Below are 24,235 nucleotides of genomic sequence, written 5' to 3'. Positions count from 1 at the left end.
TAGCCGGGGCCGTCCGTGTTTCGCTGAGGAGTTAGAGCTGCTTGCGCGCGTCCACGAGGACGTGCTGGTTGGCCGTCACCTTGGTCCGGGACTCCAGGCCGACGCTGAGGACGAGGAGGGTGTTGATCCCGCCGACGACGGCCTCATTCGCCTCCACTCCTGCGAGGCCCGGTACGAAGTGCACGAGTGCCGTGAGCAGGCCCACGACGACCGTGCGGCTGAGAATCGGGTTCTTCTCGATGTAGTCAATCAACGCAGTAGCCTCCGCCATGTTTCCGGCCCGACGTTTCCGTCAGCGTCAGCACCGGTCCAGCCCTGATTTATCTGAAATGCCTTGACCCCGGCCCGGGTTGTCTTTCCGTAATAGCTCGAAGGTCCCGAAGAGAGGTAGCGGCCGTATCCCTTGCGGACGAGTGCCTTGTCCACGGCCAGTACGTGAGGGCCGCTGGCCTGGTAGCTGACCTTGTCGCGGCCCGGGTAGGGCGCCGTGGTCGGCTTGGTGGGCTTGGTGGGCTTCGGCTTGGTGGGGGTGGTCGGCTTGGGAGGCTTGGCCTCCTCGGGAAGGTTCAGTTCCTGGCCCGGCTGAATGCGGTCAGGGTTCTTGACCTGTGGGTTGGCCCCGATCAGCGAAGCCAGCGTGATGCCGACCGCCGCAGCGATGGCGCCCATCGTCTGCCCGGCCTTGACGATCCACTTCTTGCCGGGCTTCGAGCCGCCCGCCGCAGCGAACAGCTTGGACACGCTGATGGCACCAGGGTCGCCGTGATCGTTTCCGGGAACATTGGCGTGGCAGTAGTGTCCGGCCTGGTTAAGCCACACCGCGCGGGTGCGCTTCGTGCCGCCCGGGTACACCGGGGGCGCGCCCATGGGGAAGCGGTCAGGGATTTTCCAGGAGCGGATGGCGGCCATGAGAGCGCGGAAATTCTTTCCCGGCTTCCAGTAGCCGGTGAAGGGGGTCTTCGCCCGTGCGAGGACCTCGATCTGGATATTGACGTGTCCGGTGCGGTTGGTCCGGCTGGTGCCGTCGTTTCGCAGGGCTCGCGCAGACTGATCCAGTGGTCCGTACTGGCCGAGGCGGTCAGTTGCCGGGTCATAGAGGATGTGCGGCTCGGCGCCGATATTGATGAGGTAGTCACGGACTGCGTTGAAGGCAGCGTTGCCGTTGCCGCTTTCGGTGCTGTGCCAAGTGACACGCGGTGGCAGGCCCGGGGTGTCCATGCTGCCGCCGATTGAGCCGTCTCCGAGCCGCTCGGCGCCGGGTATCCATCGTGTTCCCATGGTTCTCCTTTCTTGTCTCCTACGCGTACCGGTGAGAGCGCACCGGGTAGCGGTTGATGTGTATGGACCCTGCGTCGTCGCCAACGCCGAGTGAGCCGTAGGACCGGTGGTCGAGAACTGACTCGCGGGACTCTTCAGTGAGCCGTTCGACGGTGCCGCCTCGGTCCGGCGCGGCCTTTCGGATGGAGCCGTCGGATGTGCCGTAGCCCAACTCGGTGGTGAGGGGCGCGCGGGGGATGTACGCCATCAGTTCTGCACCTTCTTTGGTCGGGGTACGGCGACGGTGGTGCGCCTGGTGGAGCCCAGAGTTGAGCGGTCGTTGAAAACATTCGCCAGGCGTGACTGGGCCATGAGCTTGTCGTCGTCCACCGTGAATTTGACGTTGTCGCCCCGGCCGCTGCGCCGCCGGTCGAACATGCTCATCGGCTGCTTCTGCCTATCCGGCATGGCCGTTCTCCTTCTGCGACGTCGGGTACACGGAATCGACGGCCAGTGCGTCAGCGAGCGTGGGGGCGAACTTCCGCTTCCCGTGGATTCCGTACACGGGCCTGGGCGGGCACCAAGTCCCCTGGTGGACGGGGCCGGTGAACGCGGCGAGCATGTCGTCGACCTGCCGTTCACGGCTCGTGGACCAGGGGCGGGGGGCGTACTCCATCGGCTACCTCCACTCCGGCAGCAGGGCGCGCAGCTCGGTGCGGCGCTGGGCGGTCTGATCGAGGTCGCTGGCGGCGGCCGGGATGCGGGTCTTGCCCGAGTTCACGAGGTGGGTGCCTTCGGGGCTGCCGGTGGCGGTCCACTTCTGGCCGCGCATCTGGTGCTCGATGCCGGTCATGGGGTGGAAGTCCAGGGGCCACTGGTAGTCCTTGGCGCCCAGCCGGGAGCCTTTGTGCACGCCCCGTGTGTAGGGCCGGGTGTGGTTGCGCTCGGTCGTCCTGGGGCCGCTGTTGTTGAGGCGGTCCGAGCGGCGGGAGTTGATCGTTCCGAGGTAGCCGTCGGGGTATTCGGCGTCGCCGAGGCGGGGGGCGGAGAGGTTCTGGCGTGCCTGGGAGATGGCCTGGGCGCCGGTGAGCTGCGTGCTGCCGCCGCCTCCGACGACTGCGCTTCCGGCGCCGGGGAGCTGGTAGGGGGTGGAGTAGAAGATGTCGCTCACGGTCTGCTCCGCGCCTGTGCGTTGCGGATGGGGTTGGAACCGGCGTAGCGGGTGACGGTGTCGGCGCTGGTCTGTGCGCTCTGGCGGTTCTTGACGACCTGCTCGGGTGTGATGCCTCGGGTGCGGGCTTCGCCCTGGATCTCGGTGATGCGGGCGAGGACGCCGTCGCGGTGCTGGGAGTCCGTCTTTTGCAACCCGCCGACGACGTTTCCCGTCATGGAGGTGCGCTCCATGGGCTGGGTGCCGCTCTGCATGTTGGTCAGTTCGCGGCCGAGCTTGCCGAACTGGGTGCCGTTGAGGACGCCGGAGCCGAAGCTGAGCAGGTTCGCCATTTCGTCTCCTAGCGGTTGTAGACGGGGTTGGACTCCGTCGGGGGTGTCTGGTCTGTGCTGCCGCCGTCTGAGGAGTGGGAGCCTGCGGCCATTCCGGCGCCGAACTGGGCGCTGGAGAGCAGTCGGGATGCTCCGCCTCCGGTGGCGGCGCGGCCTGCGGTTCCGGCGGCGGCGCGGCCTGCTACGGCGCGTCCGACGGCGGGGAGTGCGGCGCGGGCTGCGGCGAGGATGAGGGGGAGCACGGGTCACTTCCCGCTGGTGTTGAAGTTGAACTTCGACGGGATGCGGGTGACGGCGCGGCCGGTGGCCGCTGCTTCGGGGACGTTGGAGACGTGGCGGTCGGCTTTGATGGAGCCGATGCCGGTGCGGTCGAGCTTGCGGGCGCGGATGCCGGTGGCGGGCTCGGGGTAGGCGCTGCCGCCCTTGGCGTTGCCCTTCTTGGAGACGGGGGTGCCGCCCTGCGGCTTGACGAAGGTGGACGCCAGGGCCATGGACTTCCCCATGGTGGGGAACTGTCCGGATGAGATGATGTGCTCGCTCATGTGGCCTCCTCATGGCCCGTGCGTTCGGGGTACTGTCTGTTGTTTGTGCCTCGTTTGGTTTTCTTCTGTCGGCGCATGTCAGGCGTGGTCTACGACGCGGAATGCGACGCCTGTCACTTTCTTTCCTGCGATGTCACTGTCGAAGAAGTGCGGCTTTACCCACAGGTCGTGTCCTCGGGGTCCGGCGAATCCCTGGGCTATGGCAATGGACTTTGCCGCCTGGTTGACTGCGGATGCTCCGACGGCACGGAGGGTGACGCGCTTTCCTTCGTAAATGCTGCGGGCCAGCATGGAGCCGAGGCTGGTCGCTGCTGTGGAGGATTTCACCAGTACGGTGATGTCCTCTCCCTCTTTTCTCTTCATCTGTGTCTCTTCTGAGAGTGGTTTTTTGGTAGTGACATATTGAGAATAGGGAGGCACTTGTCCTTTGTGGTAATACGAGAAGACCCCCGCTGGTCGGCGGGGGTCTTGGTGTCAGGCGGCCTGTTTCTGTGGGGCTGGTCCTGGCTGTTTGAGGTTTTTCACTGCGGCGAGTTCGTGCTCGTTTCCCCTGCCGGTCTGGAGGGTGCAGGCGACGCGTGCGAGGGCGTAGGCGTCGGCGAGGTTGTCGTTGTAGAAGATGGCGCCGTATCGTCTGGCGACGGTGTCGATCATCTCCTGCTTGGTGGCTGTTCCCTTGCCTGTGACGTATTTCTTGAGTGTGGGCGGGGGAACAATGACGGGATGCCGCCAGGGGCGTACTCCGGCTATCTCGGCGATGGCGAGTTTGACTACTGCACCGAGTTCGCCGAGGGCTTCGCGCTGAAATTTCGAGCCGTGGGAGTATCCCTCCATCGCGACGGACGCTATGCCGCCGAAGGAGCAGTGGACGCCGGAGAGCATCATCTGCACGTCGCGGAAAATCTTGTCGAGCCGGTCGGATTGGGAGAGGAATTTTTTGGCCTCCCACTTGCCTGTCTTGGTCTGGTAGGTCTCGCTGGGATGGCAGTAGACGGCGAACCCGAAGCCGGAGTAGGACTGGTCGATGCCGACGTAGGGGAAGGCCGTTGTACCGGCTGTGGCGTTGTTGTCGGGGAGCATCAGGCGGCCAGGTCTCCCTCAAGGGCGGCGCCCGGAACGTAGGGGGACCTGCGTGTGGTGTGGGCGCTGCACTTGCGGCAGACGAGCACGGCGTGGGCGGCGCGTGTGGAGGGGGCCATGACAAAGGCGGGCTGCCAGTCGTGCTTCTGGAGGTCGATGCAGGTGCCGGGCATCCGGCTGACTGCTGTGGTGGGCGGGCGCAGCAGGGTGTAGCAGTCGGAGGAGAACCGCTTCCTCAGAATGGAGGAGGTAAGGCCGCGCTGGTCGAGGTGGCGGCTCCCGGCGTCCACGGCGTTCTGCGTGGTGTGGGAGTTGGTGAGGACGAGGACGTGGACGCGGTGCTCCTCGGCCCTCTCCACGCGTACGGTGCGTCCGCGACGGCGGCTGTCGGCGTCGGCCCATACCTGGCCGGGGGCGACGAGGGCACTGGCCAGCTTGCTCATGACTGCTCCGGGCGGTTGGTGGTGAGAAATGCGTCGAGGCAGCGCTCACAGGTGGCTTCCCCGTCGAAGTACGCCCGTACTTCGTCCTCGCTGATGTCGTAGCCACAGGCGCAGGCGGTGGCGCTCTGGTGCTTCACGTGCGGGCCTCCCAGCGGGTGAGCAGTGCCTGGTAGGCGACCGTGCTCGCTGCCGCGTTGGCCTGCGCCGCGTCACGCTGGCTGAGTGCGGCCTTGAGGTCCTTGCGCAGGCGCTCCAGCTCGCTGGACATCGCGGTGTCGAAGGAGAAGCGCGGGCGGGAGGTGGCCACGAGCTTGGTGCTCTGATCGATGAGGCGCTGGTAGCCGTCAGAGAGGACCTGGTGCTTCTCGTGGAGCTGGGCGAAGCGCGTCTTGTGGCGGCCGAGTTCCCTCTGGTACATGTCGCAGTCGTGCTGGGCGGTGCCCGTCAGGGTGCGTTCGCGCTGGATCATTTCGTTGAGCCGGGTGATCTCCTGGGCCTGGGCGCCGATCGTCTTGGCGCTGGTGCGTTCCTTGTCGGCCTGGGCCGTCTTGTCGGCGTGGGTTCGCTCCGCCGCACGGCGGTTGGCGGTGCGCAGGTCGTCGGCGACGATCTTGAGGGTCTCCTTGGCTGCCTTGGCCTGCTTGCAGGCGTTGGTCGCGTCGGCGAGCTGGGCCTTGAGGGTGGTCACGTCCTGGTCCTGGATGGCGGTGCGCAGTCGCTGGGTGTCGCTCTCGTTGAGGACGAGGGACAGGGCGAAGCCGTCCATCCGGGCGAGGCCGCGAACGGGTGCGATGGCTTCGGGGGTGGAGTCGATCATGAGGTGGTGCTGGTTGCCGTTGCTGCTGAGGCGGAAGCGTGTGGTCATGGGGGTCTCCTGGTAGGTCAGTTGGAGAGGGGCCGGTAGTTCTTGGTGAGGTTCTCGGTGCGGATGTAGACGGCGGTGCGCTTTCCGGTGCCGAGGTTGTAGATGAAGGCCGACTTGAAGGCGGAGTTCTTCTCCGACGGCCGCAGGACGGCGAGTTTCTTGTGGCTCTTGTGGAGGTACATCTGTCCGTTGTGCACCTGGGGTCCTTTCATGACGACCAGCGCTGGGCGCGGCTTTCCCGGTCATTGCGTCCTACTCGGCGGGTCAATTCCCTTGATACGACTGCGGCCTTGGCGTTGAGGCCGTTGTAAATGGATTCGAGTAGTTTTCTGGTCGCGTAGGCCGTGTTGTAGATGTCCATGAAGGTGTGGACTTCGGGGTCGGCTGCTGCTGCGGCCTTCTGCGCGGTGACAGATTTCTCACTCTTGGCCTTGACTGCGGCGATGGCCCGGTACCGGTCGAGGTCGGTTTCAGCCTGCTTTTCGTCGACTGCTGCCTGCGCGAGCCGAGTTCCGGCGAACTCGCTCCAGTTCGTCAGCTCCACAAAGGTCGACATCAGTGCGTCGTCGGGGAGTTCCGTCAGGTCGGGCGGAAGTTCGGGAGCGTCCTCGCCTGGTCTTTGCGGGAGCTTCAAGCCCTTCACTCTCAGGCGCCTCACTGTCTTCTGCGCCAGTGTCGGCTCCGCGTCGTCCTCCTCGAACGCCTTCATCGCTCTCCTCGTAGGCGTTGCATTCCTTGCAGCCTTCCTTGGGGCAGGCTGGTGGATCGTTCTTCCCGAGCCGCTGGTTGATTTCCTCGCAGGTGGCTATGCGGTCGGCGATGACGTCGAAGTTCGCCTTGATCGTGAAGCTTTTGACGTCCTGGTTCATCTTGGATTCGTAGATGAACTCGGCTCCATCGACGTCGAGGCCCATGAAGCGGTTGGCGAGCCAGATGTAGATCTGGACCTGCCGGATGTGCGAGGGGAAGGGAACGCGGGTGTCGGTCCACAGGCCCTTGACGTCTACGTAGGGGCGGCCGTCGGCGTCCTTGTGTGAGTGCCGGGCGAGGAGCTGGGGGTTTTCGTAGCGGTAGGTCCCTTCCCCCACGGTCTTGATTTCGAGGATCTTGCGGATGGGGGTGAGGAGGCCGTCGGCGTGACCGGACATGCGGTGGGTGGAGATGGCGCGGAGGGGGACTTCGGCGTATTCGAGTGCGGTGGAGCCGCACCGGTCGCAGGTTCCGGGGCTTTTGACCCACCAGACCTGCTCGCAGTTGAGGCATTTGAAGTTGCCTTCCAGCCAGCCGGTTTCCCACGCTCGGTTCTGCCATTTCCGGTGCGCCTCGTGGCCGCTGTCGAAGATGTTCAGGCTCTGGAACGCGAACTTCTGCTTGTGGTGGATGCCGGTCTCGATGCGCAGGTAGGTGGCGCGGGGGCACCAGTCGGCTTTGGCGACTTCCGAGGGGTGGATGATGTCCTGGCGCCGTGAGTCGTCGTTGGCGTTCTTGTCGACCACGTATGCCTTGGCCTCGGCGAGGAACGTCTTGTCCTTGCCGCGTGAGGTGAACAGGTCGTCGAGGCTGGACGGGGCGGCTACTGTCTTGCGCCGGGTGCGTGGGGCCTTCATGCTGCGGTCCTTTGTGGGGTGGGGCCGCCGACGTGGCGCCAGGTGTGGCAGCGCACGATGTCCCCGATGGACGCGCGTCCCATTCCGTATTCCTCGGCCAGCTTCTGCTGGGAGTACTGGCCGCTGGCGTACTGCCTGCGTATGTCCAGCACGACGGCTTCGGTGAGCCTGGCGTGGTGGTGGTTTTCACCGAAGTGGACGGGCGGAGGTACGCCGCGCCCCTTGGCCCACATGTCGATGACGTTGTCGGCCTGGGTGCCTTCGGAGAGGTGGTCCGGGCGGACGCAGATCGGATTGTCACAGGCGTGAAGAATGACGCCTGTCGGCATCTGACCGCGGGTCAGGAAGTAGCTGTAGCGGTGGGCGTAGTAACGTTTCCGGTCGACCCAGAAGGTTCCGTAGCCGTTTCCTCGGGTTCCGCCGGTCCATGTCCAGCAGTCTTCTGTTCTGTCGACCCGGGACCAGAATTCGCTGGTGGTGTCCATTCTGGTCACTCCCCTTCGCTGAACAGGCCGAGAGGCGGGGCGTGTTCGAGCGACCACTTCTCCGGCGTTTGTCGGAATTTCTTGCGCATCCAGCCGAGCTGCTGTTGGTTGAGCCCTCCCCAGCAGCCGAACCGTTCGCAGTTCGTCAGGGCCTGGACGAGGCAGGAGGCGCGCATCGGGCAGACGATTCCGTCGGTGGTGCCGTTGCAGACGTCAGCGGCGTGTTCCATGTCGTCGAACCAGGCGTCGCTTCCCGCTGTGTGCGGGGTCGGGAATTTCCTGCATTTGGCTTCGCCGTCGAGGTCGTCTCCGGCGCTCCAGTCAGGTGCGGCTTTTCGTGAGTAGAGGGCCACTAGGTGTCCAGGAGGGTGTCGAAGGTCTCCTGACTGAGGACCATCCAGTTCCGGCCGCCGAGTTCGACGGCGAAGACCATCTCCCGGCCGGATATCAGCGCGTTCTTCTCCGCCTTGATGAGTTCGTCGACCTTGAGGGAGTACGACTTCTTCTCAGTCGTCTTGGCTTCGAAGGAGAAGCGCTCGGACCGGACGTCGTTCTTGTGTATCCAGCCGTTTCCGGAGCCGGAGTTGACGGTGCCGTCGTACCGGTCGGCCAGCTTCTTCTCCTGGTCCTGGGAGCGCTTGAGGGGGCTTTTCATGCGGCCTCGGCCTCGGTCTCCTCCGCGAAGTGCTCCAGGTTCTTCGGGGTGTCCTGGTGAATGCGCGGGTCCGAGGTGCGAAGGATGCTCGTTGTGAGGTCTTCCTGGAGGGTGAGGTCCTGGCGGATCGCGTCGATCATCGGGTCCTTGCCCTTCCAGCGTTGCTCTCCGAACTGGAAGTAGGCGCCGCGACGGTCGATGACGTCGTAGTAGACGGACCAGGTGATGAGGTCCTTGACGACGTCGAATTCGCCTGCCCGGAACCCGAGGACGGCTGCGTCCTCGAAGTAGTAGTCGCTCTGGCTGACTTTCTGGCCCGCGATCTGCTTGTTCTTGATCGTCTTGAACTTGACGACCTGCCCTATGCGGGCTTTCCCCTTGCCGGGCCGGGCCTCGTCGATCCATTCGGCTCGCGCGACTTCCACACGGCTGTAGTAGGCGAAGTTCTTGGCGAGGCCGCCGGGGGTGGTCTTGGGGACCTGGCCGTTCATGACCCGGCCGCCGATCTTCTCCCGCCACTGGTTGATGATGAGGCCGGTAACCGGGCGCTGTGTGTCGGACAGTGCTCTGCCGGTTTCCTTGCCGACCTTGCGGAAGAACTTCCCGAAGAGCCGGGCGCCGAGGGTCATGCTGGCCTCGTCCATGTCCTTCTCGGCTTCGCCGTCCGGGACGAGTGCGGGGTAGCTGTCGAGGACGATCAGGTCGACGGCGCGGGCCTCGGCCGCGTCGATCATGACCTGGAACGCCTCTTCCATCCGGTTCGTGGCGTGCACGATGACCTGGTCGACGTTGACTCCGAGCATTTTGGCCTGGTCGGCGTCGTACGCCTCGGCAGCGATCCACAGGGTCACGAAGTTGGGGTCGAGCTGCTGGTTGTGGGCGACGGCTCGATGGCAGACGGTCGTCTTGCCGGAGCCCTCCATCCCGATGACCTCGCTCCACTGGTTGCGCGGAAAGCCGCCGCCGAGGATGAGGTCGAGGCTGAGGATTCCGGTGGCGAGTTGCCCGGAATCCTTGAGGGTGCTGGCGATAACGAGCGAGCCTTCCCCGTACTGCTTGTTGATCTTGGCCATGAGCGCGACCGCTTCTCCGGTCAGGGCCATGAATCCAACCTCCCCCACATATGCGAAACAGTTGAGGAAGTTCTCATCTGTTGCTGCGATGTGGAGAGACTATGCGGGGCCCAACCCGGATGTCTCAGGCCGGAGTTGCTACGCAAGGTCACGAAAGAGTAAAGAGCCTGGGCATGGAAAACCCCGGGCCCGTAGTCCCGGGGTTTTCCTCGTCAGGAGTCGCTACCCGGCGAGATCGCCGCCCACCCGGCGCAGCTCGTCTATGACTTCAGACAGGACCTGCGCCTTCACCGCGTCGTCGTCCGTGGCGTAGGCCGAGGAGAAGTGCTCGACACGCTCTTCCAGGCCGGAGGCGACTTCCTCGAAGGCATCCGCGATAGCTGCACTGATCCCGCTCACCGCAAGACCTCCTTCTATTTCACATCACAGCCGTCCGCCGAGCACGCGTACTCCTGCGTTCCTGTGGTGTGGTCCGAATTCTCGTAGAACCACAGGTCAGACCACAAAAGGTTGGGCATCGTCTTCGTCAGCTCACGGTACGTCGCCTCGTCACATTCCTGGTAAGGCGCCTGAGCGTAGGTGTGCTCGGAGAACGGGAGGAAGGAGACCCCGGACATTTCCTCCAGGTGTTCCCACACCCATTCGCGCACCGCGTCCCACTCGGAATCCCGGACGGACACGGTCACCGATGGCTTGTGCTCGCAGTAGTGGCGCTGGAAGTCGAGCCACAGTTCCAGATGCTGAATAGCCGTCAGGTCCTCGCGCGTCATCGCGTCCTCGGCGGCGCGCTGGGGGAAGGAGAAGACCCAGTTCTGGGAATTCATCACGTCCTTCTCGTGCGGAACACCCGATTCCCGCAGGAAATCGCTGATGGGGTCCTTCACGTCGTTGCGCACCGTTCGCGTCCAGAAGCGGCTGTGCGGGGGGTGCAGTCCGGACGGCACGCCGGTCTTCTGCGAGGTCGTACCCTCCGGCTTGACGGCGGTGATCGCGTCCGAGGGCGATATGCCGATCAGCTCGGCCTCGATTTCGTTCGCCACGCGGGCCTCCTCGCGCAGCTTCGCCAGGACGTCGTTCTTCAGATCACGGCCGTGGCCGTCGGTCAGCAGCGCGCTGTTGAAGATGCCCGTCATGGAGACACCGAGCAGTCGCTCCTCCTCGGCGTTGCGGGACCACTCCTCACGCAGGAAGGGGAAGTCGGTGAGCGTCGCCTGCCAGGTGCCGAGGATCGAGGCCAGGGTGATCTTGCGCTTCAGGTCGTGGATGCCGTCCTGCGGGCGCACCACGATCGTGGACAAGTTGCAGAAGCTGCGGGGTCGCAGAATGATCTCCGAGCACGGGTTGGTGCCGTACTCCGTGTCCGCTTCTCGGCGACCCCACTTCGAGGCGATCCGGCGTGCGGCGTCCCGGTGGAAGATGCCGCGTTCACCGCTGCCGCTGTCCTTGAGGTTCTGCCACTCCGCGTCGAACTGGTCCCTGCTGACGCCGTCCTCGTAGACGGCCGAGATGTTGGCGAGCTTGCGGTGCGGGTGGTCGAGCCACCACTGGCCGGACTTCGCGGTAGCCATCTCCGTGTCGGCGAGATCGGACAGGGAGATCATGGCCGAGCGCCGGACACCGCCCACGACTACCACGTCAGCGATCTTGCACGCCAGGTCGTGCGACTCGATCGGCCGCAGCTTCCGGCCCTGCGCCTCCCTCAGCAGCTCCACGGTGTAGGTGAACAGATCCTTCAGCGGCTCAGGGCCCGACGCCCGGCCGCCGAAGGTCTTCAGCCGGGCACCAGCGGGCCGCACCAGCGAGTAGTCGACCTCGGGGACGCGGCCTTGCACCCACACGAGGTCGAGCAGTGCGTCGTACGCCTCGGCCCACCCGAGCTTGCTGTCCGCGACGGTGATGCGAGCAGAGGGGTCGGGCTTCGGGTGGGCGACGACGGGAAGCTGGTCCACGTACTGTGCCTCGACGCTGAAACCGACACCCGTGCCATTGAGGAGGATGAAGAGGACCTCGGAAAAGGACCGCAGGTCCTCCAGGGGTGTGTAGGCGCAGTTGTACCCGGCGACGTGGGAGAGGTCGAGTGCCTCTCCGGCCGTCATGAGGGCGCGCATCGACGGCAGGACCTCGTGATGGAGCACGGCGTGGCGCAGCTCGTGGGCGAGGGCTTTGTCCGGGACGTAGCCGTGCTTGTCCCTGAGGTGGCCGGTCATGAACTCGAAGTAGCGGTCGACGGTCTCCGTCCAGGTCTCGCGGCGGCCGAGGTCCTCACGCCAGCGCGCGTAGCGGGACTTGGTGATGTACGCCTTGTACGGGTCGGTGAGGTCACCGTGGTTGTCAATGAGGGTCATTCGGTTCCTTCGTTCCTAGCCGACGCGGCCGACGATGGTGTTGAGGGCTGTGCTGCCCGAGACCTGTCCCCGGGCCGGGCGCGGCGGGCCGTCGGAGGAGGACGCGATCATTCCCGAGGTCGACTGGAGCTTGGGGTAGCCGCAGTCGTAGCAGCGGTAGTTCTGGGTGTTCGGCGGAGCCATGTAGTTGCCGGAGCCGCAGTTGGGGCACCGGGAGACATCCGCTGCGGACTGCGCCTTGAGCAGAGGCTGCGAGGGCGCTGGCTGGACGGGTGCGGGCGCCTGGGAGGGGGTGGGCGGCGGAGGTGCTGCTCCTGATCCGCCGACGGCTCGGGCCCAGAAATCACTCACCGGAACTCTCCCCCGCTTTCGTGTATCGGATGATGTTCTTGTCGAAGAGATTCGCGAGCACGGAACTCGATGTGGCGAAGAAGAGATCCGCATGGTCGTGCACGAATTCTTCTTTCTCCTCCTCGCTCAGCGAATGGAGGGCGGGGTGATCCAGGATAACCTTGAACATCCCCTGAGAGAGAAGGTGCGCATAAACGCTGAGTAGTTCGTTCAGCGGCGTGACGACAGCCGCTCGACGGCGGGATGCGGAGATTTCCATCTCCATGACCTCGGGGCTCCTGCCGGGCTGTCCGAGGCTTTTCAAGCTGGCCATCAGTTTGGGGTTGCCCTCCTCACACATGTCCATGAGGAGTTCTGATTGGATCGCTTCGACGGGAATTTTCTGTATGTTCAATTACTTCGCCTCCGACCATCGGTCGCAGACCTTGACGTCTGCGGTGATTGGCACTTTCAGAACTTCCTGGATTCCTGGTCCGATCATCGCTGTCTGGAGCAGGGAGGAGCCCTCCTCGGCTTTGTCCTCTCGGCAGTGCACTACGAGTTCGTCGTGAACTGTGAGTGAGAGCCGCAGCCAGTCCTTGTTCAGCCTGCACAGGTGCCCCATGCGGATGATCGCCATCTTGTTGAGGTCGGCTGCTGAGCCCTGGATGAGGCTGTTGAGGAGCTGCCGCTCGGCCTTCTCTCGAATCCAGTCGACAGGGCTGGCAAGGTCGGGGAGGCGGCGCTTGCGCCCGACGAGGGTGCGTATGTGGGGTATCTCGTGCTTGAGCGCCTCGCGGATGAGCCAGTTCTGGAATTTCCCGACCTCCGGCATCTTGCGGGCCTGTAGGTCAAGGAATGCCTGCGCCTGCGGGACGGTGGAGTGCATCGCCTTGGCGACGGTGGCGGCCTGCGCGCCGAAGAGGGTGGCGAACGCCAGGGTTTTGCTGTCGTTCCGCTGATCCTTGGTCACATCGTCGGGTCTGACCCCGAAGACGGCACTGGCGGTGGCGGTGTGGGCGTCGATGCCCGCGAAGAAGCCGTCGTACCAGGCCCCGTATCCGAGGAAGTGCGCCATGACGCGCAGTTCTATCTGCCCGTAGTCGGCGATGAGGAGCTTCCAGCCGAGTTCTACCGACTCCTCGTTCTGGGTTACCGTCACCTTCTCCTGCGGGGCGACGAACAGTCCTCGGACTGCTGCCCCGAGTGGGGAACTGGGGGCGGGAACGTTCTGGAGGTTCGGCTCGGATGCCGAGAACCGTCCGGAGACTGTGCCGTACTGCTTGAACGTGGGGTAGATACGCCCGTTGAAGATGATGGACGGCTTGCCTTCGGCTTCGTCACCGAGGTAGCCGTGGACGTACGTCCCCAGGAGTTTGTTCACCTCCTGGTATTCAAGGAGGGTGGCGCAGACCTTGTTGTTGTCGTGCTTCTTCAGTTCTTCGGCGTCGGTGCTGTAGTCGTAGATGGTCGGCTTGGTGCCTTCGCGCTTCTTTGTCCGGCCACCCTTGGTGAGCTTGCTGGGCTTGATGCCCTGGCCCCCGGCTGCCTTCTTGCCGAAGAGCACGTCGGCTTTCTGCTTGGTGCTGTTGATGTTGAAGACTTGGCCCGCCGCCTTGTAGACCTCTTCGATGATGCGGGCGACTTCCACGGTCAGAGTGGCGTCGAGGGCGTGCAGTGCGTCGAGGTCGACCGGGGCGCCGGTGAGTGCCATGTCGAGGAGGGTTTCGAGCACTTGGAGTTCCAGGCTCATGGCGCGCGAGAGGCCCTCGGCCTGGAGAAGCGGCACCATCCGCTTCCACAGCAGCCAGGTGTACCTGGCGTCGAGGACGGCGTAGCGGGCGACCTTCGAGAAGGAGTGAATCTCGACCTGGCGGCCGACGTTCTCGGTGTCGTACTTGTGGCCGTACTGGTCCACGACGCGCGGCTTGAGGCCGTTGAGGCGGTTCTCGTCCAGGAGCCAGGAACCGACCAGCGTGCAGCCGTATTTGGGGACGGGGAGCTGGCCGTCGTAGTACTTGGCCACAGAGACGAGGTCGAAGACGGCGTTGTGCGCGATCTTCCGGTACTGCTCGCCGAAGAGGAGCGGCTGGAGGGCTTCGAAGACCTGGCCGGGGCGCAGTTGGGGTGGTGGTTCGTCCCAGACGGCCGGGATGGGGGTGAACTTGCCGGTGTCGCGGTTCTTCTTGCGGGTGGCCCTGGAGATCAGGACGTCGCCGTTGGGGTGGCCCATCGGGATGGCGACGGCGGCGCCGTGTGTGGCCATGGAGAGCCAGGTGATCTGGTTCTGGCTCGGGACGCCTCGGAACGCTCCCACGGTCTCGACATCGAAAGTGAAGGCGTCGTGCTGCTTGAAGTAGGCAACTGCGTCGGCGAGGTCTTCCCGGTTCAGGATGACGTGGGGCATGGGGGCTTCCAGGGTGTGAAAAGCCCGCCTCCCTGACCTGCTGGGATGCAGGGAGGCGGGCTTGAGCTGACGCTGGCGGGGGCCGGGGTTAGTAGCCGTCCTCGTCGCCGTCGTCGTCCAGGAGCCGGTTCACGACGCGCTTCAGTTCCTGCGGGTTGCTGAAGCGCTCCCAGGGCTCGGTGTACAGCGCGTCGTTGAGGGTCTTGAGGGTCTTGTCATCGACCTCGTCGATGTCCCAGTCCTCGTCGAGGTCGCGGGCCTTGACGGTCTCCAGGTGGTACTCGGTGTTGGTGCCCTTTCCCGTCTTGGAGATCGAGAAGTACAGACTGTCCTTGTCGAGCGGGCCCCGCTTCTTGTCGTCGTTGATGGCCTTGAGCTTGCGGCCGACCTTGACGCCGACCTCCCAGACGCGGTTCTCCCACTGATCGGTGTCCTCGTTGAACAGTGCGATGTTGAAGTACGCCAGTTTGCGTGCGTAGTGGTCGAGGTCGTCGCACAGGGGGCACTTCTCTCCGCCGCACCGGAAGCTGCGCTTGCCGGTTTTGATCTCCTGTATGTAGTGCAGGCCCATGGAGTCGAAGGGTGCGGAGTTCAGGACCTTCAGCAGTTGCTGCTTGTTGGTGACCTGGAGCTTGAGTTCCTTCTTCGCCTCGAAGTCGGTGTTGTTGCCGCCGCTGGTGGCGTTGTCGAATTCGTCCCAGCCGGAGGCGGCGTTGCGCCGTGCGGCGGCAGCGTTCGCGCGGCTCGGGCGCTCCTCGTCCTCGTCCTCGTCTTCGTCGGCCCGGGTACGGCGGCTTCGCTTGGGACGGCTCTCCTCGTCCGCTTCCTCGTCGGGCGCCGGGCGACCGCGCTTGCGGGTACGAGGCTCCTCATCGTCCTCGTCGTCGAGGCTGCGGCGGCGCTTGGGACGGCTCTCCTCCTCGCCGTCGTCGAGGCTGCGGCGGCGCTTGGGGCGTGCCTCGCTCTCGTCGTTCTCATCCAGGCTGCGGCGCCGCTTGGGTCGGGTGTCGAACTCTTCGTCCTCGTCGAATGCTGCGGTGCGGGCCACGTCAGCTCCTCTTGGTGTGCGGCTTGGTCAGTGCGGGGTGGACACGGGCGAAGGAGTTGTCCTCGGTGGTGAACTCCTTCGCCATGAGGCGCTCGCGGGCGAGGAGGCGGTCGAGCGCGTTCTCGACGTCCGTGATGCCGTCCGTCGCCGGGTCGAACTGGACCTCGGCCGTCACTTCGATGTGTTCGTAACTGCCGAGGTTGAACCGCTCGGTCACGCTCTTTCGCTGGATCATGCGGCGTCGCTTTCTCCGGTGCTGGAAAGGCCCTTGAAGAGCCGGATGACTCGCTCGGAGAATTTGGTGGCGGAGATGTGAATGCCCTCGCCCTCGTGGTGGAGGATTCCTTCCTCCTGGGCGATCTGGACCATTCCCTCGACCTGGGCCCTGGTGTACAGGCGCCGGTTGCCGCGTTCGGTCTTCCCACGGATGACGAAGGTGGGCGCCGGGATGATGCCGAGGCGTTCCCATTTCCGGATGGTGACCGGCCGCCGGTTCAGGGCCATGGAGAGGTGGCCGATGGAGAAGAATTCCTGAAGCTCGCCGCCGACTCGGTAGACGCGGGGCTTGGAGTCCCAGAGGACCTCGGGAGTTGCGTTCGTCTCGACCAGGCGCATGGTGTGGGGGTCGACGTTGCGGATGCGCCTGGATGAGCCTGGGTAGTACGCGGGCGCCTGAGGGGTTGCGTCTCCGGCGATGACGGCGAACTCTCGTTCCCAGTCGCGGGTCATCTACTTGGCCCCCACTCGCACGAAGCTCCACGTCACCTTTTCGGGGAAGATTTCATCGACTTCCTCTTCGGTGAGCAGGCCCTCCTGGAAGAGGACGTAGACCTCTTGGGCGTCGAAGGCAGGCTGGGCGGGGAAGAGCCGTCCGTGGAGCCCCTTCTCCTTGGCCAGGCGCTCTGCCGTGTCCTGGTCGGCGATCCGGGTGGTGCCCTTTTGGTACTTGAGGCCGGTGAATGCCTTGCCGTTGACCTCGTAGGAGCGGCCGAGGTCGATGACGTAACTGCCCTTGTCGTCCCGGACGCCGAAATCCTTGAGGTCCTCGACCATGTCCTCCTTGAGCGTGTCGAGGAGGTTCTGCTGCGCCTCCACGCGGTCCTTGACCAGGGCCCACTGAGCAGCCTTGCGGTTGAAGTCGGACTCGGTCGTGTTGGCGTTGGTCGAACTGGCCAAGGGGGCGTCGCTGAACTCCATGGAATCTCCCGCTGTTCGGTGTCTGTGCTGCCGTTGAGGAGTGCGGAACTGCCGCTCTCGGGCGGCCATTCCGCTTTCCCTGCGGCTGAAAGAACACTACAACAGATGCCTAAGTTCTCACCAGCTTCTCATCTGTTGACGGCCGGTCCGGGATGTGCGCCTGCGACAGGCAGCCCAAAGTCGCCAATGGCGAAATCGACAGGTCACGCACTCGCGACGACTTGTCGTCGCTTTGCGGGTATCAACTTGTGCCGGGCGCATATGCCAGAACTGACGCGGCATGAGTTTCAGGCGGTGTGACGCAGGCCACTCAGGGACCTGGTCAGGTTCGCGCGCAGAGATTCCACATCGTTGACGACACGCCCGTCCACATCCGCCCCTCGGCCGTCAAGAATCGCGCTGTTGGTCCGGCGCTTGACCGCGAGGCGCTCCATGCGCCGTTCCTCGATCGTGTCTTCGGCGACGACGTTGACCACCTCGACCTCGGCGAAAAGCGAACTGGCTCTGACGTGACGGCTGTTGCGCTGGTCCATGGCGCCAGAGGAATCCCGCTGGTCGTAGTTGATCAGGAGACTGGCTTCCGGGAGGTCGAGGCCGTAGCCCCCGGCATCGCTGGCGAGGAAGAGGCGCACCTGCGGTTCGGAGGCGAAGATCGCCTTCGCTTCCGCCTTGGCCTTGGCGTTCAGATCGCCCGTGAAGTAGACGGCCTGCCACTGGGCGAGTGCTGCGGCCACGCGTGGCAGGACACCCTTGTTGAAGCTGAAGAGGATGACCTTGAGCTTGTCGTCGGCCATGAGCCGCTTCTTCAAGTAGCGCACCACGGCGTCGAGTTTGGGCGAGCTGTCAACGCCGTCCAGGGCACCCCGGTCGACGAGGCGTGCGGCGTATTTGCTGCCGCCCTCACCGGCCGCGTAGAAGCGGGCTGAGTCCTTCAGCAGCGCCGGGTGGTTGATGAGCATCTGAAGAGCCGACAGCCGGGCCATGACCCTGCCCTGTGCGGTGTTCCCGCTGTCCGACCGACCGGCGTACACGGCGGCGAGGTCCAGGGAGCCCGATCCGCCGAGTTTTTCAAGTTCCTTCAGCAGGTCCTGGGCGATCTGCTCGTAGGCGAAGAGCGCCCGGGGGCCGAGGCGGACAGGGAGGACGGACTCCTTGACCTTCGGCATGTACGGCGCCACGTCGGCGTCGCGGTAGGTACGACGGATCATGGCCTCGCTGATCTTCGTGTGCAGCAGCGGGAGGTTGCGGTACGCGACGGGGATGCCGGAGCGGGAACGGTGGATGAAGGCCCGGTCGAACAGGTCCCACCGGCCGAGGACCTGTTCGTCAATCCACTCGAAGATGCTGAACAGTTCCTCGGGCTGGCCGTTGTCGATGACCGTCCCGGACAGACCAAGCCGGTACCTGGCGGTCAGGCGTTTGATCTTCTTCGTGCGCTGGGCACGGAAGCTCTTCACGTAGCTGATCTCGTCGCCGATCAGGACGTCCGGCCGGATCTTGCGTACGGTGCGCCAGTCGTTCACGACGTTCTCGTAGCTGAGCACTACGTAGTCGGGACGTGTGTCCAGGATCGCCTGGTACTGCTTTTCCTTCTGGGCCTTCGTTCCGTCCACCACGATGCACGCGCTGTCGTCGGGTACGTCAATGAAGGCCCGCCCCACCGGTCGTCTCTTGCTCGGCACGTCGGTGAAGCGGGATATCGCGGCGGCCCACTGCCACTTGAGGGAGGCGGGAACCACGACCATGCAGGTGGTCACGCCCTCCTGGGCGAGCCATTCCTCGACCACGGCGATACTGAGCACCGTTTTCCCCATGCCCATGCTGTAGGCGCACAGCATCGAGCCCCTCTCGACGATGCGAGAGACGTCCTGCTCCTGATAGGGGTGCAGCTTCCCGGTGAACACCGGATAAGGCTATTTGAGCTTTCGCCTAAGTGGTGAATAGGAGGCGTCGAGGCAGTCCCATATCTCCATGCCGGTCATTTCCCCGGGGTCCTTGGCTCCTGTGTCCAGGTAGTTCCAGAATTTAAGCGCGGCGCCCTGGTAGCGATACCGGTAGTAGAGCTTGTTTCTGGACTGCCTGCCAGCCGTGTCGTTGTCCTGCCCCAGAATGATGGTGTCCGACAACTCCATGGCCAGCCGCATCTGTTCATGCTTGACGTGTGCTCCGAAAGTGGCCTTGCCTCCGTGGACACCGACTGAGTACATCCTGACCGGGTCGAGTGGGGACTCCACCAGGATGAGCGGCCCGTCGAAGGCGACGTCGGAACCGAAGAGGGCAGTGCCCTTCTCCACCCCATCGGGGAAGTTGCGGAAGTGACGCTTCGACTTCTCCTGCCACCCGAGAAGAGTTCCCTCGGGATCGCGGATGGGCAGTATCCAGCATCGGCGTTCCAGGTCCCATCGGACGCCGAACTGCTCGCAGGCGTCCAGGGTGAGCCCTCGCCGCCGCCGGGCGGGTTCGGGTGGTGTCGTGAACAGGACCATCTGTGCCTCGGTCACCGTCTCACCTGGCTCGACTTCGGCATGTCGTTCGTCGCCCTTCAGCAGCCGCAGTGCCCGGCCGATGGTCCCCTTGGCCGCGATCCAGGCATTGGCGTGGGCGGAGTCGGTCCCCTGCATGTACGCAACGAATCGTGCGAAACTCCCGGCCCACTCGCAGGAGAAGCAGATGAACTGCCCTGAGTGCACGTGCACGTAGCACGAGGGCCTGCGGTCCATCCGGCCGGTGCGTTCGGCGTGTGCTGGGCACCGGATCTTGTAGTTGTCGCCGTCGTCGCCCAGGACCTCGACACCCAGCTCGGCCAGGGCGGAGGGGACGTCTCCCGGGATGAGGTCGTCACGCCGCCCGGCGGTCGAACCACTCCTCGACGTCAACGTCTTCTCCCTGGCTGTACGATCCGAAGTTGATCTTGGCTTCCTCGAACGTTGAGGTGTCGTAGTCCCACACGAGGAGGAATTCGTCGTTGGGACAGTTACGCGAAGCCATGATCTTGAGCTTGGACTCCTTGGCGTTGTCGGTATTCTCCATGCCGATCAGCACGTCGCAGTCCTGCTCGAATGCGCTGGTGTACCCGACAGAGCCAGCGGACAGCCCTCCGGCTCCCATCTTCGACCGGAGAGACTGAGTCGTGACGATGACAGGAATGCCGCAGGCCCGCGCGAGCTGCTTGGAGCCGCGCGAGATGTTGGTGAGCGCGGAGTTCGTCATCTTCTCACCGGTGATCTCGTCACGGAGGAAGTAGATTCCGTCGATGACGACGACGTCCGGCTTCACCTCGTCGATTTTCGCCTGGATGCTGCCGATGGTGGTGTGGGCCTTGACGTCCTCGCTGATGATGAAGGGGGTGGCGTTCTCCTCCATCTGTTTGACGGCCTTCTCCAGCCGTTTGAATTCGAGAGAGTTCAGCTCGCCGGACCTGAGCTTCGACAGGGAGACCCGGGCGGATATGGCGTCCACGCGTTCCCCGAGTTCGCTTGCGATCATCTCGAAGGAGAACACGAGCACGGTGTGCCCGAGGGAGTTGATGTGCTGGGCGACGGCTACGGCGAGCTGCGTTTTACCGGACTTGGCGAGGCCGGTGAAGACGATGAGCTGGCCGGGCTGAAGCCCCTGGGTCGCCTTGTCCAGGGACTCGAAGCCGGTGGGCAGGCCGATGAGTGACCCGTCCAGCTCCTTGTAGTGCTCGTAGCGTTCGAGGCGTTCGTCCCCGTTCTCGGTCAGGTTGTAGTCGATGCCGGTGGGGACGTCGTCGGCGATGGTCTGGAGCATCTCGCGGACGAGGCGGACGGATTCCTCGGTGTCGCCGTCCTCCCAGGACTCGGCGGCCAGGGTCAGGCCCTTCTCCGTCAGGGCGCGTCGCTTGGTCTCACGGATGGAGTCGATGAGGTACGCGAGAGGCTCGTCGACTGTGATCGACAGCTTGAAGGTGGGGTAGTCCTTGGCGACGACGTCGGCTGTGGGGCAGCAGCCGTACTCCTGCTGGTAGGCGAGCAGGGAGGCGTAGACGTGGCGCCGGTCGGTGTCGTGGAAGTGGCGTGGTTTGATCCCGGAGCGGATGGCGGTGCCGAGTTCGCCGGTCTGGATGAGCTTGGCGATGAGCTTGTGCTCGACGTGGGCCATCAGGAGCCGATCATGAGGAGCTGCTTGGGGTAGGTGAGCTTGCCGAGGCGTCCGTAGCGCAGCCACCGGGTGGGTTCGGGGTCATAGACGCCCACGACGTCCTGACGGTAGGCGTGGGATTGGGCGAGCACGTTGGGGTGGGTGAAGTACACGCCCTGGCAGGGGAAGCCGAGTTCGTCGAGGAAGCTTTCCACCTCGCCCGCGAACTTCTCACCGAGGAAGGTGACAACTTCGACGGCCGGGCCCTCGGTGTTCCAGATCTGCTCGGTGAGTACATCGATCAGAAAGTTGGGCTCATAGTCGCCGATGCGGGTGCCGAAGCGGTGGCGCCGGAAGCGTCGCTTGGGCTTCTCCTTCAGGACGGCGAGAAGTCCTTCGAAGACGACCTGGATGGTTTGCGACTGGGTGCCGATGTCACCGTATTGCACGGTAGTCCTGCCCCTTGATGTAGACGATGTCGAATGCCTCCATCGCGAATGAGGCGGCGCTTTCGTCGTAGGCGCTGGCCCATTCACCTCCGCGCAGATTCGTGGTGACGATGGTGGGCAGCATGGCGTCGTGCCGGTGGCGCAGGAGAGTGGTGAACTGCTGGGCGGCGTAGCCGCTCGCGGTGCGGTGCTCCTTGCCGACGTCGTCGAGGACCAGCACCGGAACGGTGTAGAGACGGTGTTCCAGCTCGCTGAACCGCTCTGTCTGCGCGACGGCGGCCTCTCCGCCCAGTCCCTTGTCGACCTTGTTGTGGCTGGCGAAGCTCTTGGTCTTGTCCTGGACGTAGTCGCCGAAGCGGACGAAGTAGCCGTCCACCTGGTACCTGCGGCAGATGGACACCATGGCGGCACACGCCTGGGTCGTTTTGCGGAGGCCGGGGTCACCCGAGAGCATCACCCCCCGCCCGATGCGGCTGCGGTCGGTGGGGAACTTGCTGAGGGGGGTGTCCTGGTGGACGTATCGGTTCTGCCAGTCCAGGTGGAAGTCGATCAGCTCCTGGAAGGGGTCGTCCAGGTCGCCGAGCTTCACACCCCAGTTACGGCCGGGCAGGTTCATCTGCCTCCAGTAGTAGGAGGAGTCGGCTGTCCTCACCGCTTCACCGCCGGGGCCCAGGGGTCGTGGGGCTCCGTCGGATAGCCGCCCCAGTTCTCGGTGATGTCCTTGGGGACTTCTGTCTGCTGAGCCTGCGCCCAGGGGTCGGCCTTGGGCGTAGGCGCGGCCTTGGCCAGGAGGTCGTTGATGACCGACTGGTAGAGAGCCCAGGGCCGGTTCGCGTTGTGGTAGCGGTCGTTGGCGAAGAAGGCGTCGATTGTTGACTTGAGCGCGGCCGGTGTGTGGTCCTTGCCGAGCGCTTCGCGGAAGAGCTTGCCGAGTGCGGCCCGGTTTGTGTGGCCGATCAGGTGGTCCGTCCAGCGTGCTCGCGCTACCTGTGCCGACCAGTGGTTGATGAGGTCATTGGCCTTCCACTCCTCGACAGGCTTCTGACGCTTCTTGGGCTGGGGCGCGGATTCCGGGGCGTCCCACAAGGTGCTCTGGATGGCCTGCATGGGGTTCAGAGCATCGTCGGTGGTGGAGTGCTGGCGGGAGGGTTTCTTCTCCAGTCGCCGTGGCTGCCAGGTGTTGGTCATGTTCAGGTCCTCTCTCCCCGCGCTGTTGAGGCGCGTCCCGAACACTAACCAACAGATGCCAATCTTCTCAACTGTTGACCATCTATCTGAGGCTTGTTGATACCCATGCCCTCGCAAGCCGAAGGCGCGGCGATAGGGGCGCAGCCCCTTCTTCGCGACAGCCGACAGACCTGTGGCCGACCACGATGTTTCGCCACCCGCTCGCAGTGCGGCTGTGGGGGCTTCGCCCATCCTTCGCAGGCTCAGGAGCGCATGGAGTTGATATCCCGAGGTTGTTTTTCTTCAGCGAGGCGGCAGCTTCGCAGCCGACTGAGCAGTTGACCTGCCGGAACAGTGACCCGCGCTGTGGGTAACGGCCAGAGAAACCCCGGAGCCCCGGCTTTCATTCCGCAGCTCGTATGTGACGCGCCCCACATCAACATTGTTGGATTAGTTGCTACGCATTCGCTGCCGAGTCTGCTATTGCGCTTCTCGGAATTCCTCCCCTATAGTGTTCTCAGTTGCGTTTCACACAAAGAACCCCCAGGCCGCCTCTCCCCGGCCTGGGGGTTCTTCCATGTACGGATCAGCTATGCCGCTTCTGGCTGATACTTGATCCACTTTCCGTCGTCGTCCTGGACGATGTCGTGCTTGTCCACGTCCCTGCGGGGTCGGCCTCGGAACGGCAGGTACTCGTTCAGCTCCGTGTTGAACCAGCCCTTGCGTACCTCTTTGGAGCCCGCGTCCTTCGGGCCAGCGGCCTTGCTCTCAGGCTCCGCCTCGCCCTCATCCTCGACCGGGTACGGACCTTCGACGACCGGCTCCGGGACGACCTCCCGTACGGGCGTCAGGATGGTGCGGATACTGTCGAGCGCCTGCTTCTCGTCGTAGAAGTCGGCGACGAGGCAGGATTCGACAGTGGCAATGACGCTTTCGACGGCCGCCGCCAGCTTGAGGACGAGGGACGCCAGGTCCGGCGGGGGCACCTGGTCTGCGGCCGGTGCCGGGGGCTGCGCCTCCTGCGCTCGGTGCGCCTCGGCTATGTCGTCTTGCAGGTCTTCCGAGGCCGGTGCAGGCCCGGCCGCCACGCCCTCCGGCTCCTCGTCCTCCTGGCCGCCGAGCGCACGCTCGATGGCCTTCTGCACGGGGTAGGTGACGAGCGCACAGCCGAGGTCCAGGACCTCGATTCCCGCCTTGGACGCGTCGATGATGAATTCGTCGCATCCCGCATCCTTTCCGTCATCCCCGTCGGTGTCCGAAAGAATGATGAGGGTCTTTTCCCCCTCCCGCCCGCGCAGGTACTCGATGGCGTCTGCGTAGATCTCTGCGGCGCCTCCAGACGCGAGCGCCTCCTCAGAGTTTTCGACGATGAGTTCTACGGCCTTCTGAGCACTGTGCCGCTTCGAGTAGAGGGCGGTGTATTCGATATTCGCCCGGCCCGTCCAGTTGTAGACGTACTGAAGGGTTTTCGAGATGAGGTCCGGGTGGGCGAGAAAGAGGAAATGGACTTCGTCCGCGCGCTCCGTCGGGTTGTAGTCCTCCCCCACCTCCTCGTAGCCGAGCCAGTCAGCTAGGAGGTCGTGTACGGCGTTCTTGCTGACGGTGCCGTTTCCGGCGACTGCCACGGTGCGCTTGGCCATGGTGCTCCTGGATAGCTGGGATGGGCACACCCACCCTAAGT

37 protein-coding genes are annotated in these 24,235 nt (G+C 64.4%); all 37 read right to left on the bottom strand.

Annotation, left to right across the window (positions count from 1 at the left end):
* Positions 1-31 precede the first annotated feature (31 nt).
* Positions 32-253 (bottom strand): hypothetical protein, encoded by a 222-nt coding sequence (locus QMK30_RS16550; protein ID WP_283518813.1) that lies wholly within the window; start codon positions 251-253, stop codon positions 32-34.
* Positions 250-1,278 (bottom strand): peptidoglycan-binding protein, encoded by a 1,029-nt coding sequence (locus tag QMK30_RS16545; protein ID WP_283518811.1) that lies wholly within the window; start codon positions 1,276-1,278, stop codon positions 250-252. The genes QMK30_RS16550 and QMK30_RS16545 overlap by 4 nt, the downstream gene beginning before the upstream one ends.
* Before the next feature lie 19 nt (positions 1,279-1,297).
* Complete coding sequence (locus tag QMK30_RS16540) at positions 1,298-1,525, bottom strand: hypothetical protein (RefSeq protein WP_283518809.1); 228 nt, start codon at positions 1,523-1,525, stop codon at positions 1,298-1,300.
* A complete protein-coding gene (locus QMK30_RS16535) occupies positions 1,525-1,725 on the bottom strand; it encodes a hypothetical protein (protein ID WP_283518808.1) in 201 nt (66 codons plus the stop codon). The genes QMK30_RS16540 and QMK30_RS16535 overlap by 1 nt, the downstream gene beginning before the upstream one ends.
* On the bottom strand, positions 1,715-1,933 hold the full coding sequence (locus QMK30_RS16530) for a hypothetical protein (RefSeq protein WP_283518806.1): 219 nt from the start codon (positions 1,931-1,933) through the stop codon (positions 1,715-1,717). The genes QMK30_RS16535 and QMK30_RS16530 overlap by 11 nt, the downstream gene beginning before the upstream one ends.
* A gap of 3 nt (positions 1,934-1,936) precedes the next feature.
* Complete coding sequence (locus QMK30_RS16525; protein WP_283518804.1) at positions 1,937-2,428, bottom strand: hypothetical protein; 492 nt, start codon at positions 2,426-2,428, stop codon at positions 1,937-1,939.
* On the bottom strand, positions 2,425-2,760 hold the full coding sequence (locus tag QMK30_RS16520; RefSeq protein WP_283518802.1) for a hypothetical protein: 336 nt from the start codon (positions 2,758-2,760) through the stop codon (positions 2,425-2,427). Before QMK30_RS16520 ends, QMK30_RS16525 begins: the two co-directional genes overlap by 4 nt.
* Positions 2,761-2,768: 8 nt before the next feature.
* Positions 2,769-3,002 (bottom strand): hypothetical protein, encoded by a 234-nt coding sequence (locus QMK30_RS16515; protein ID WP_283518801.1) that lies wholly within the window; start codon positions 3,000-3,002, stop codon positions 2,769-2,771.
* Positions 3,003-3,005: 3 nt separating this feature from the next.
* A complete protein-coding gene (locus QMK30_RS16510) occupies positions 3,006-3,302 on the bottom strand; it encodes a hypothetical protein (RefSeq protein ID WP_283518799.1) in 297 nt (98 codons plus the stop codon).
* 78 nt (positions 3,303-3,380) lie between these two features.
* Positions 3,381-3,722, bottom strand: a complete 342-nt coding sequence (locus tag QMK30_RS16505; protein ID WP_283518798.1) for a stage V sporulation protein S — start codon at positions 3,720-3,722, stop codon at positions 3,381-3,383.
* A gap of 54 nt (positions 3,723-3,776) precedes the next feature.
* Positions 3,777-4,382, bottom strand: a complete 606-nt coding sequence (locus QMK30_RS16500; protein ID WP_283518796.1) for a hypothetical protein — start codon at positions 4,380-4,382, stop codon at positions 3,777-3,779.
* Entirely contained in the window at positions 4,382-4,825 is a 444-nt protein-coding gene (locus QMK30_RS16495) for a hypothetical protein (RefSeq protein ID WP_283518794.1), read from the bottom strand. Before QMK30_RS16495 ends, QMK30_RS16500 begins: the two co-directional genes overlap by 1 nt.
* Positions 4,822-4,962 (bottom strand): hypothetical protein, encoded by a 141-nt coding sequence (locus tag QMK30_RS16490; RefSeq protein ID WP_283518792.1) that lies wholly within the window; start codon positions 4,960-4,962, stop codon positions 4,822-4,824. The genes QMK30_RS16495 and QMK30_RS16490 overlap by 4 nt, the downstream gene beginning before the upstream one ends.
* Complete coding sequence (locus tag QMK30_RS16485) at positions 4,959-5,690, bottom strand: hypothetical protein (protein WP_283518790.1); 732 nt, start codon at positions 5,688-5,690, stop codon at positions 4,959-4,961. Before QMK30_RS16485 ends, QMK30_RS16490 begins: the two co-directional genes overlap by 4 nt.
* Positions 5,691-5,707: 17 nt before the next feature.
* Positions 5,708-5,902 carry a hypothetical protein gene (locus QMK30_RS16480; protein WP_283518788.1) on the bottom strand — a complete coding sequence of 65 codons (195 nt, stop codon included), beginning with the start codon at positions 5,900-5,902 and terminating at the stop codon, positions 5,708-5,710.
* Positions 5,899-6,246, bottom strand: a complete 348-nt coding sequence (locus tag QMK30_RS16475; RefSeq protein WP_283518786.1) for a hypothetical protein — start codon at positions 6,244-6,246, stop codon at positions 5,899-5,901. Before QMK30_RS16475 ends, QMK30_RS16480 begins: the two co-directional genes overlap by 4 nt.
* Positions 6,161-7,297, bottom strand: a complete 1,137-nt coding sequence (locus tag QMK30_RS16470) for a hypothetical protein (protein ID WP_283518784.1) — start codon at positions 7,295-7,297, stop codon at positions 6,161-6,163. The genes QMK30_RS16475 and QMK30_RS16470 overlap by 86 nt, the downstream gene beginning before the upstream one ends.
* Positions 7,294-7,782, bottom strand: a complete 489-nt coding sequence (locus tag QMK30_RS16465; protein ID WP_283518783.1) for an HNH endonuclease — start codon at positions 7,780-7,782, stop codon at positions 7,294-7,296. The genes QMK30_RS16470 and QMK30_RS16465 overlap by 4 nt, the downstream gene beginning before the upstream one ends.
* A 5-nt stretch (positions 7,783-7,787) precedes the next feature.
* The gene (locus QMK30_RS16460; protein WP_283518781.1) at positions 7,788-8,135 is read right to left on the bottom strand and encodes a WhiB family transcriptional regulator; all 348 of its coding nucleotides are present in this window, start codon (positions 8,133-8,135) and stop codon (positions 7,788-7,790) included.
* The gene (locus QMK30_RS16455; protein ID WP_283518779.1) at positions 8,135-8,437 is read right to left on the bottom strand and encodes a hypothetical protein; all 303 of its coding nucleotides are present in this window, start codon (positions 8,435-8,437) and stop codon (positions 8,135-8,137) included. The genes QMK30_RS16460 and QMK30_RS16455 overlap by 1 nt, the downstream gene beginning before the upstream one ends.
* On the bottom strand, positions 8,434-9,540 hold the full coding sequence (locus tag QMK30_RS16450) for an ATPase domain-containing protein (RefSeq protein WP_283518777.1): 1,107 nt from the start codon (positions 9,538-9,540) through the stop codon (positions 8,434-8,436). The genes QMK30_RS16455 and QMK30_RS16450 overlap by 4 nt, the downstream gene beginning before the upstream one ends.
* Positions 9,541-9,732: 192 nt before the next feature.
* Positions 9,733-9,909 carry a hypothetical protein gene (locus QMK30_RS16445; protein ID WP_283518775.1) on the bottom strand — a complete coding sequence of 59 codons (177 nt, stop codon included), beginning with the start codon at positions 9,907-9,909 and terminating at the stop codon, positions 9,733-9,735.
* A gap of 14 nt (positions 9,910-9,923) precedes the next feature.
* Entirely contained in the window at positions 9,924-11,855 is a 1,932-nt protein-coding gene (locus QMK30_RS16440; protein ID WP_283518773.1) for a glycyl radical enzyme family protein, read from the bottom strand.
* A gap of 15 nt (positions 11,856-11,870) precedes the next feature.
* A complete protein-coding gene (locus tag QMK30_RS16435; RefSeq protein ID WP_283518772.1) occupies positions 11,871-12,206 on the bottom strand; it encodes a TFIIB-type zinc ribbon-containing protein in 336 nt (111 codons plus the stop codon).
* Complete coding sequence (locus QMK30_RS16430) at positions 12,199-12,600, bottom strand: hypothetical protein (protein WP_283518770.1); 402 nt, start codon at positions 12,598-12,600, stop codon at positions 12,199-12,201. The genes QMK30_RS16435 and QMK30_RS16430 overlap by 8 nt, the downstream gene beginning before the upstream one ends.
* On the bottom strand, positions 12,601-14,592 hold the full coding sequence (locus tag QMK30_RS16425; RefSeq protein ID WP_283518769.1) for a DNA polymerase: 1,992 nt from the start codon (positions 14,590-14,592) through the stop codon (positions 12,601-12,603). It lies immediately after the preceding gene.
* An 88-nt stretch (positions 14,593-14,680) separates the two neighbouring features.
* Positions 14,681-15,640 (bottom strand): hypothetical protein, encoded by a 960-nt coding sequence (locus QMK30_RS16420; protein WP_283518767.1) that lies wholly within the window; start codon positions 15,638-15,640, stop codon positions 14,681-14,683.
* A gap of 1 nt (position 15,641) precedes the next feature.
* Positions 15,642-15,875, bottom strand: a complete 234-nt coding sequence (locus QMK30_RS16415; protein ID WP_283518766.1) for a hypothetical protein — start codon at positions 15,873-15,875, stop codon at positions 15,642-15,644.
* Positions 15,872-16,369 (bottom strand): MerR family transcriptional regulator, encoded by a 498-nt coding sequence (locus tag QMK30_RS16410; protein ID WP_283518765.1) that lies wholly within the window; start codon positions 16,367-16,369, stop codon positions 15,872-15,874. The genes QMK30_RS16415 and QMK30_RS16410 overlap by 4 nt, the downstream gene beginning before the upstream one ends.
* The gene (locus tag QMK30_RS16405; RefSeq protein ID WP_283518763.1) at positions 16,370-16,837 is read right to left on the bottom strand and encodes a hypothetical protein; all 468 of its coding nucleotides are present in this window, start codon (positions 16,835-16,837) and stop codon (positions 16,370-16,372) included.
* 287 nt (positions 16,838-17,124) lie between these two features.
* The gene (locus QMK30_RS16400; RefSeq protein ID WP_283518762.1) at positions 17,125-18,741 is read right to left on the bottom strand and encodes a DEAD/DEAH box helicase; all 1,617 of its coding nucleotides are present in this window, start codon (positions 18,739-18,741) and stop codon (positions 17,125-17,127) included.
* Between the two features lie 9 nt (positions 18,742-18,750).
* Positions 18,751-19,713, bottom strand: coding sequence for a CHC2 zinc finger domain-containing protein (locus QMK30_RS16395; protein WP_283518761.1), 963 nt, complete (start codon positions 19,711-19,713; stop codon positions 18,751-18,753).
* Complete coding sequence (locus QMK30_RS16390) at positions 19,676-20,959, bottom strand: DnaB-like helicase C-terminal domain-containing protein (RefSeq protein ID WP_283518760.1); 1,284 nt, start codon at positions 20,957-20,959, stop codon at positions 19,676-19,678. The genes QMK30_RS16395 and QMK30_RS16390 overlap by 38 nt, the downstream gene beginning before the upstream one ends.
* Positions 20,959-21,387: a hypothetical protein gene (locus QMK30_RS16385; RefSeq protein WP_283518758.1), complete on the bottom strand. Its 429-nt coding sequence runs from the start codon at positions 21,385-21,387 to the stop codon at positions 20,959-20,961. Before QMK30_RS16385 ends, QMK30_RS16390 begins: the two co-directional genes overlap by 1 nt.
* Entirely contained in the window at positions 21,374-22,039 is a 666-nt protein-coding gene (locus QMK30_RS16380) for a P-loop NTPase family protein (RefSeq protein ID WP_283518757.1), read from the bottom strand. Before QMK30_RS16380 ends, QMK30_RS16385 begins: the two co-directional genes overlap by 14 nt.
* Positions 22,036-22,575: a hypothetical protein gene (locus QMK30_RS16375; protein ID WP_283518756.1), complete on the bottom strand. Its 540-nt coding sequence runs from the start codon at positions 22,573-22,575 to the stop codon at positions 22,036-22,038. The genes QMK30_RS16380 and QMK30_RS16375 overlap by 4 nt, the downstream gene beginning before the upstream one ends.
* A 569-nt stretch (positions 22,576-23,144) precedes the next feature.
* Positions 23,145-24,194 carry a hypothetical protein gene (locus QMK30_RS16370; protein WP_283518755.1) on the bottom strand — a complete coding sequence of 350 codons (1,050 nt, stop codon included), beginning with the start codon at positions 24,192-24,194 and terminating at the stop codon, positions 23,145-23,147.
* Between the last annotated feature and the right edge of the window lie 41 nt (positions 24,195-24,235).

The sequence above is a fragment of the Streptomyces sp. H27-C3 genome (assembly GCF_030063415.1).
Taxonomy (GTDB): domain Bacteria; phylum Actinomycetota; class Actinomycetes; order Streptomycetales; family Streptomycetaceae; genus Streptomyces.
Note: the sequence above shows the minus strand (reverse complement) of the source record. Positions and strands in the feature narration are given on the sequence as shown.

Bases quoted from the DNA above. Each gene is read 5' to 3' on its own strand.
- QMK30_RS16545 (WP_283518811.1), bottom strand. From the start codon at position 1,278: ATGGGAACACGATGGATACCCGGCGCCGAGCGGCTCGGAGACGGCTCA.
- QMK30_RS16540 (WP_283518809.1), bottom strand. From the start codon at position 1,525: ATGGCGTACATCCCCCGCGCGCCCCTCACCACCGAGTTGGGCTACGGC.
- QMK30_RS16535 (WP_283518808.1), bottom strand. From the start codon at position 1,725: ATGCCGGATAGGCAGAAGCAGCCGATGAGCATGTTCGACCGGCGGCGC.
- QMK30_RS16530 (WP_283518806.1), bottom strand. From the start codon at position 1,933: ATGGAGTACGCCCCCCGCCCCTGGTCCACGAGCCGTGAACGGCAGGTC.
- QMK30_RS16520 (WP_283518802.1), bottom strand. From the start codon at position 2,760: ATGGCGAACCTGCTCAGCTTCGGCTCCGGCGTCCTCAACGGCACCCAG.
- QMK30_RS16510 (WP_283518799.1), bottom strand. From the start codon at position 3,302: ATGAGCGAGCACATCATCTCATCCGGACAGTTCCCCACCATGGGGAAG.
- QMK30_RS16500 (WP_283518796.1), bottom strand. From the start codon at position 4,382: ATGCTCCCCGACAACAACGCCACAGCCGGTACAACGGCCTTCCCCTAC.
- QMK30_RS16495 (WP_283518794.1), bottom strand. From the start codon at position 4,825: ATGAGCAAGCTGGCCAGTGCCCTCGTCGCCCCCGGCCAGGTATGGGCC.
- QMK30_RS16485 (WP_283518790.1), bottom strand. From the start codon at position 5,690: ATGACCACACGCTTCCGCCTCAGCAGCAACGGCAACCAGCACCACCTC.
- QMK30_RS16480 (WP_283518788.1), bottom strand. From the start codon at position 5,902: ATGAAAGGACCCCAGGTGCACAACGGACAGATGTACCTCCACAAGAGC.
- QMK30_RS16475 (WP_283518786.1), bottom strand. From the start codon at position 6,246: ATGTCGACCTTTGTGGAGCTGACGAACTGGAGCGAGTTCGCCGGAACT.
- QMK30_RS16470 (WP_283518784.1), bottom strand. From the start codon at position 7,297: ATGAAGGCCCCACGCACCCGGCGCAAGACAGTAGCCGCCCCGTCCAGC.
- QMK30_RS16465 (WP_283518783.1), bottom strand. From the start codon at position 7,782: ATGGACACCACCAGCGAATTCTGGTCCCGGGTCGACAGAACAGAAGAC.
- QMK30_RS16455 (WP_283518779.1), bottom strand. From the start codon at position 8,437: ATGAAAAGCCCCCTCAAGCGCTCCCAGGACCAGGAGAAGAAGCTGGCC.
- QMK30_RS16450 (WP_283518777.1), bottom strand. From the start codon at position 9,540: ATGGCCCTGACCGGAGAAGCGGTCGCGCTCATGGCCAAGATCAACAAG.
- QMK30_RS16440 (WP_283518773.1), bottom strand. From the start codon at position 11,855: ATGACCCTCATTGACAACCACGGTGACCTCACCGACCCGTACAAGGCG.
- QMK30_RS16425 (WP_283518769.1), bottom strand. From the start codon at position 14,592: ATGCCCCACGTCATCCTGAACCGGGAAGACCTCGCCGACGCAGTTGCC.
- QMK30_RS16415 (WP_283518766.1), bottom strand. From the start codon at position 15,875: ATGATCCAGCGAAAGAGCGTGACCGAGCGGTTCAACCTCGGCAGTTAC.
- QMK30_RS16410 (WP_283518765.1), bottom strand. From the start codon at position 16,369: ATGACCCGCGACTGGGAACGAGAGTTCGCCGTCATCGCCGGAGACGCA.
- QMK30_RS16405 (WP_283518763.1), bottom strand. From the start codon at position 16,837: ATGGAGTTCAGCGACGCCCCCTTGGCCAGTTCGACCAACGCCAACACG.
- QMK30_RS16390 (WP_283518760.1), bottom strand. From the start codon at position 20,959: ATGGCCCACGTCGAGCACAAGCTCATCGCCAAGCTCATCCAGACCGGC.
- QMK30_RS16375 (WP_283518756.1), bottom strand. From the start codon at position 22,575: ATGACCAACACCTGGCAGCCACGGCGACTGGAGAAGAAACCCTCCCGC.
- QMK30_RS16370 (WP_283518755.1), bottom strand. From the start codon at position 24,194: ATGGCCAAGCGCACCGTGGCAGTCGCCGGAAACGGCACCGTCAGCAAG.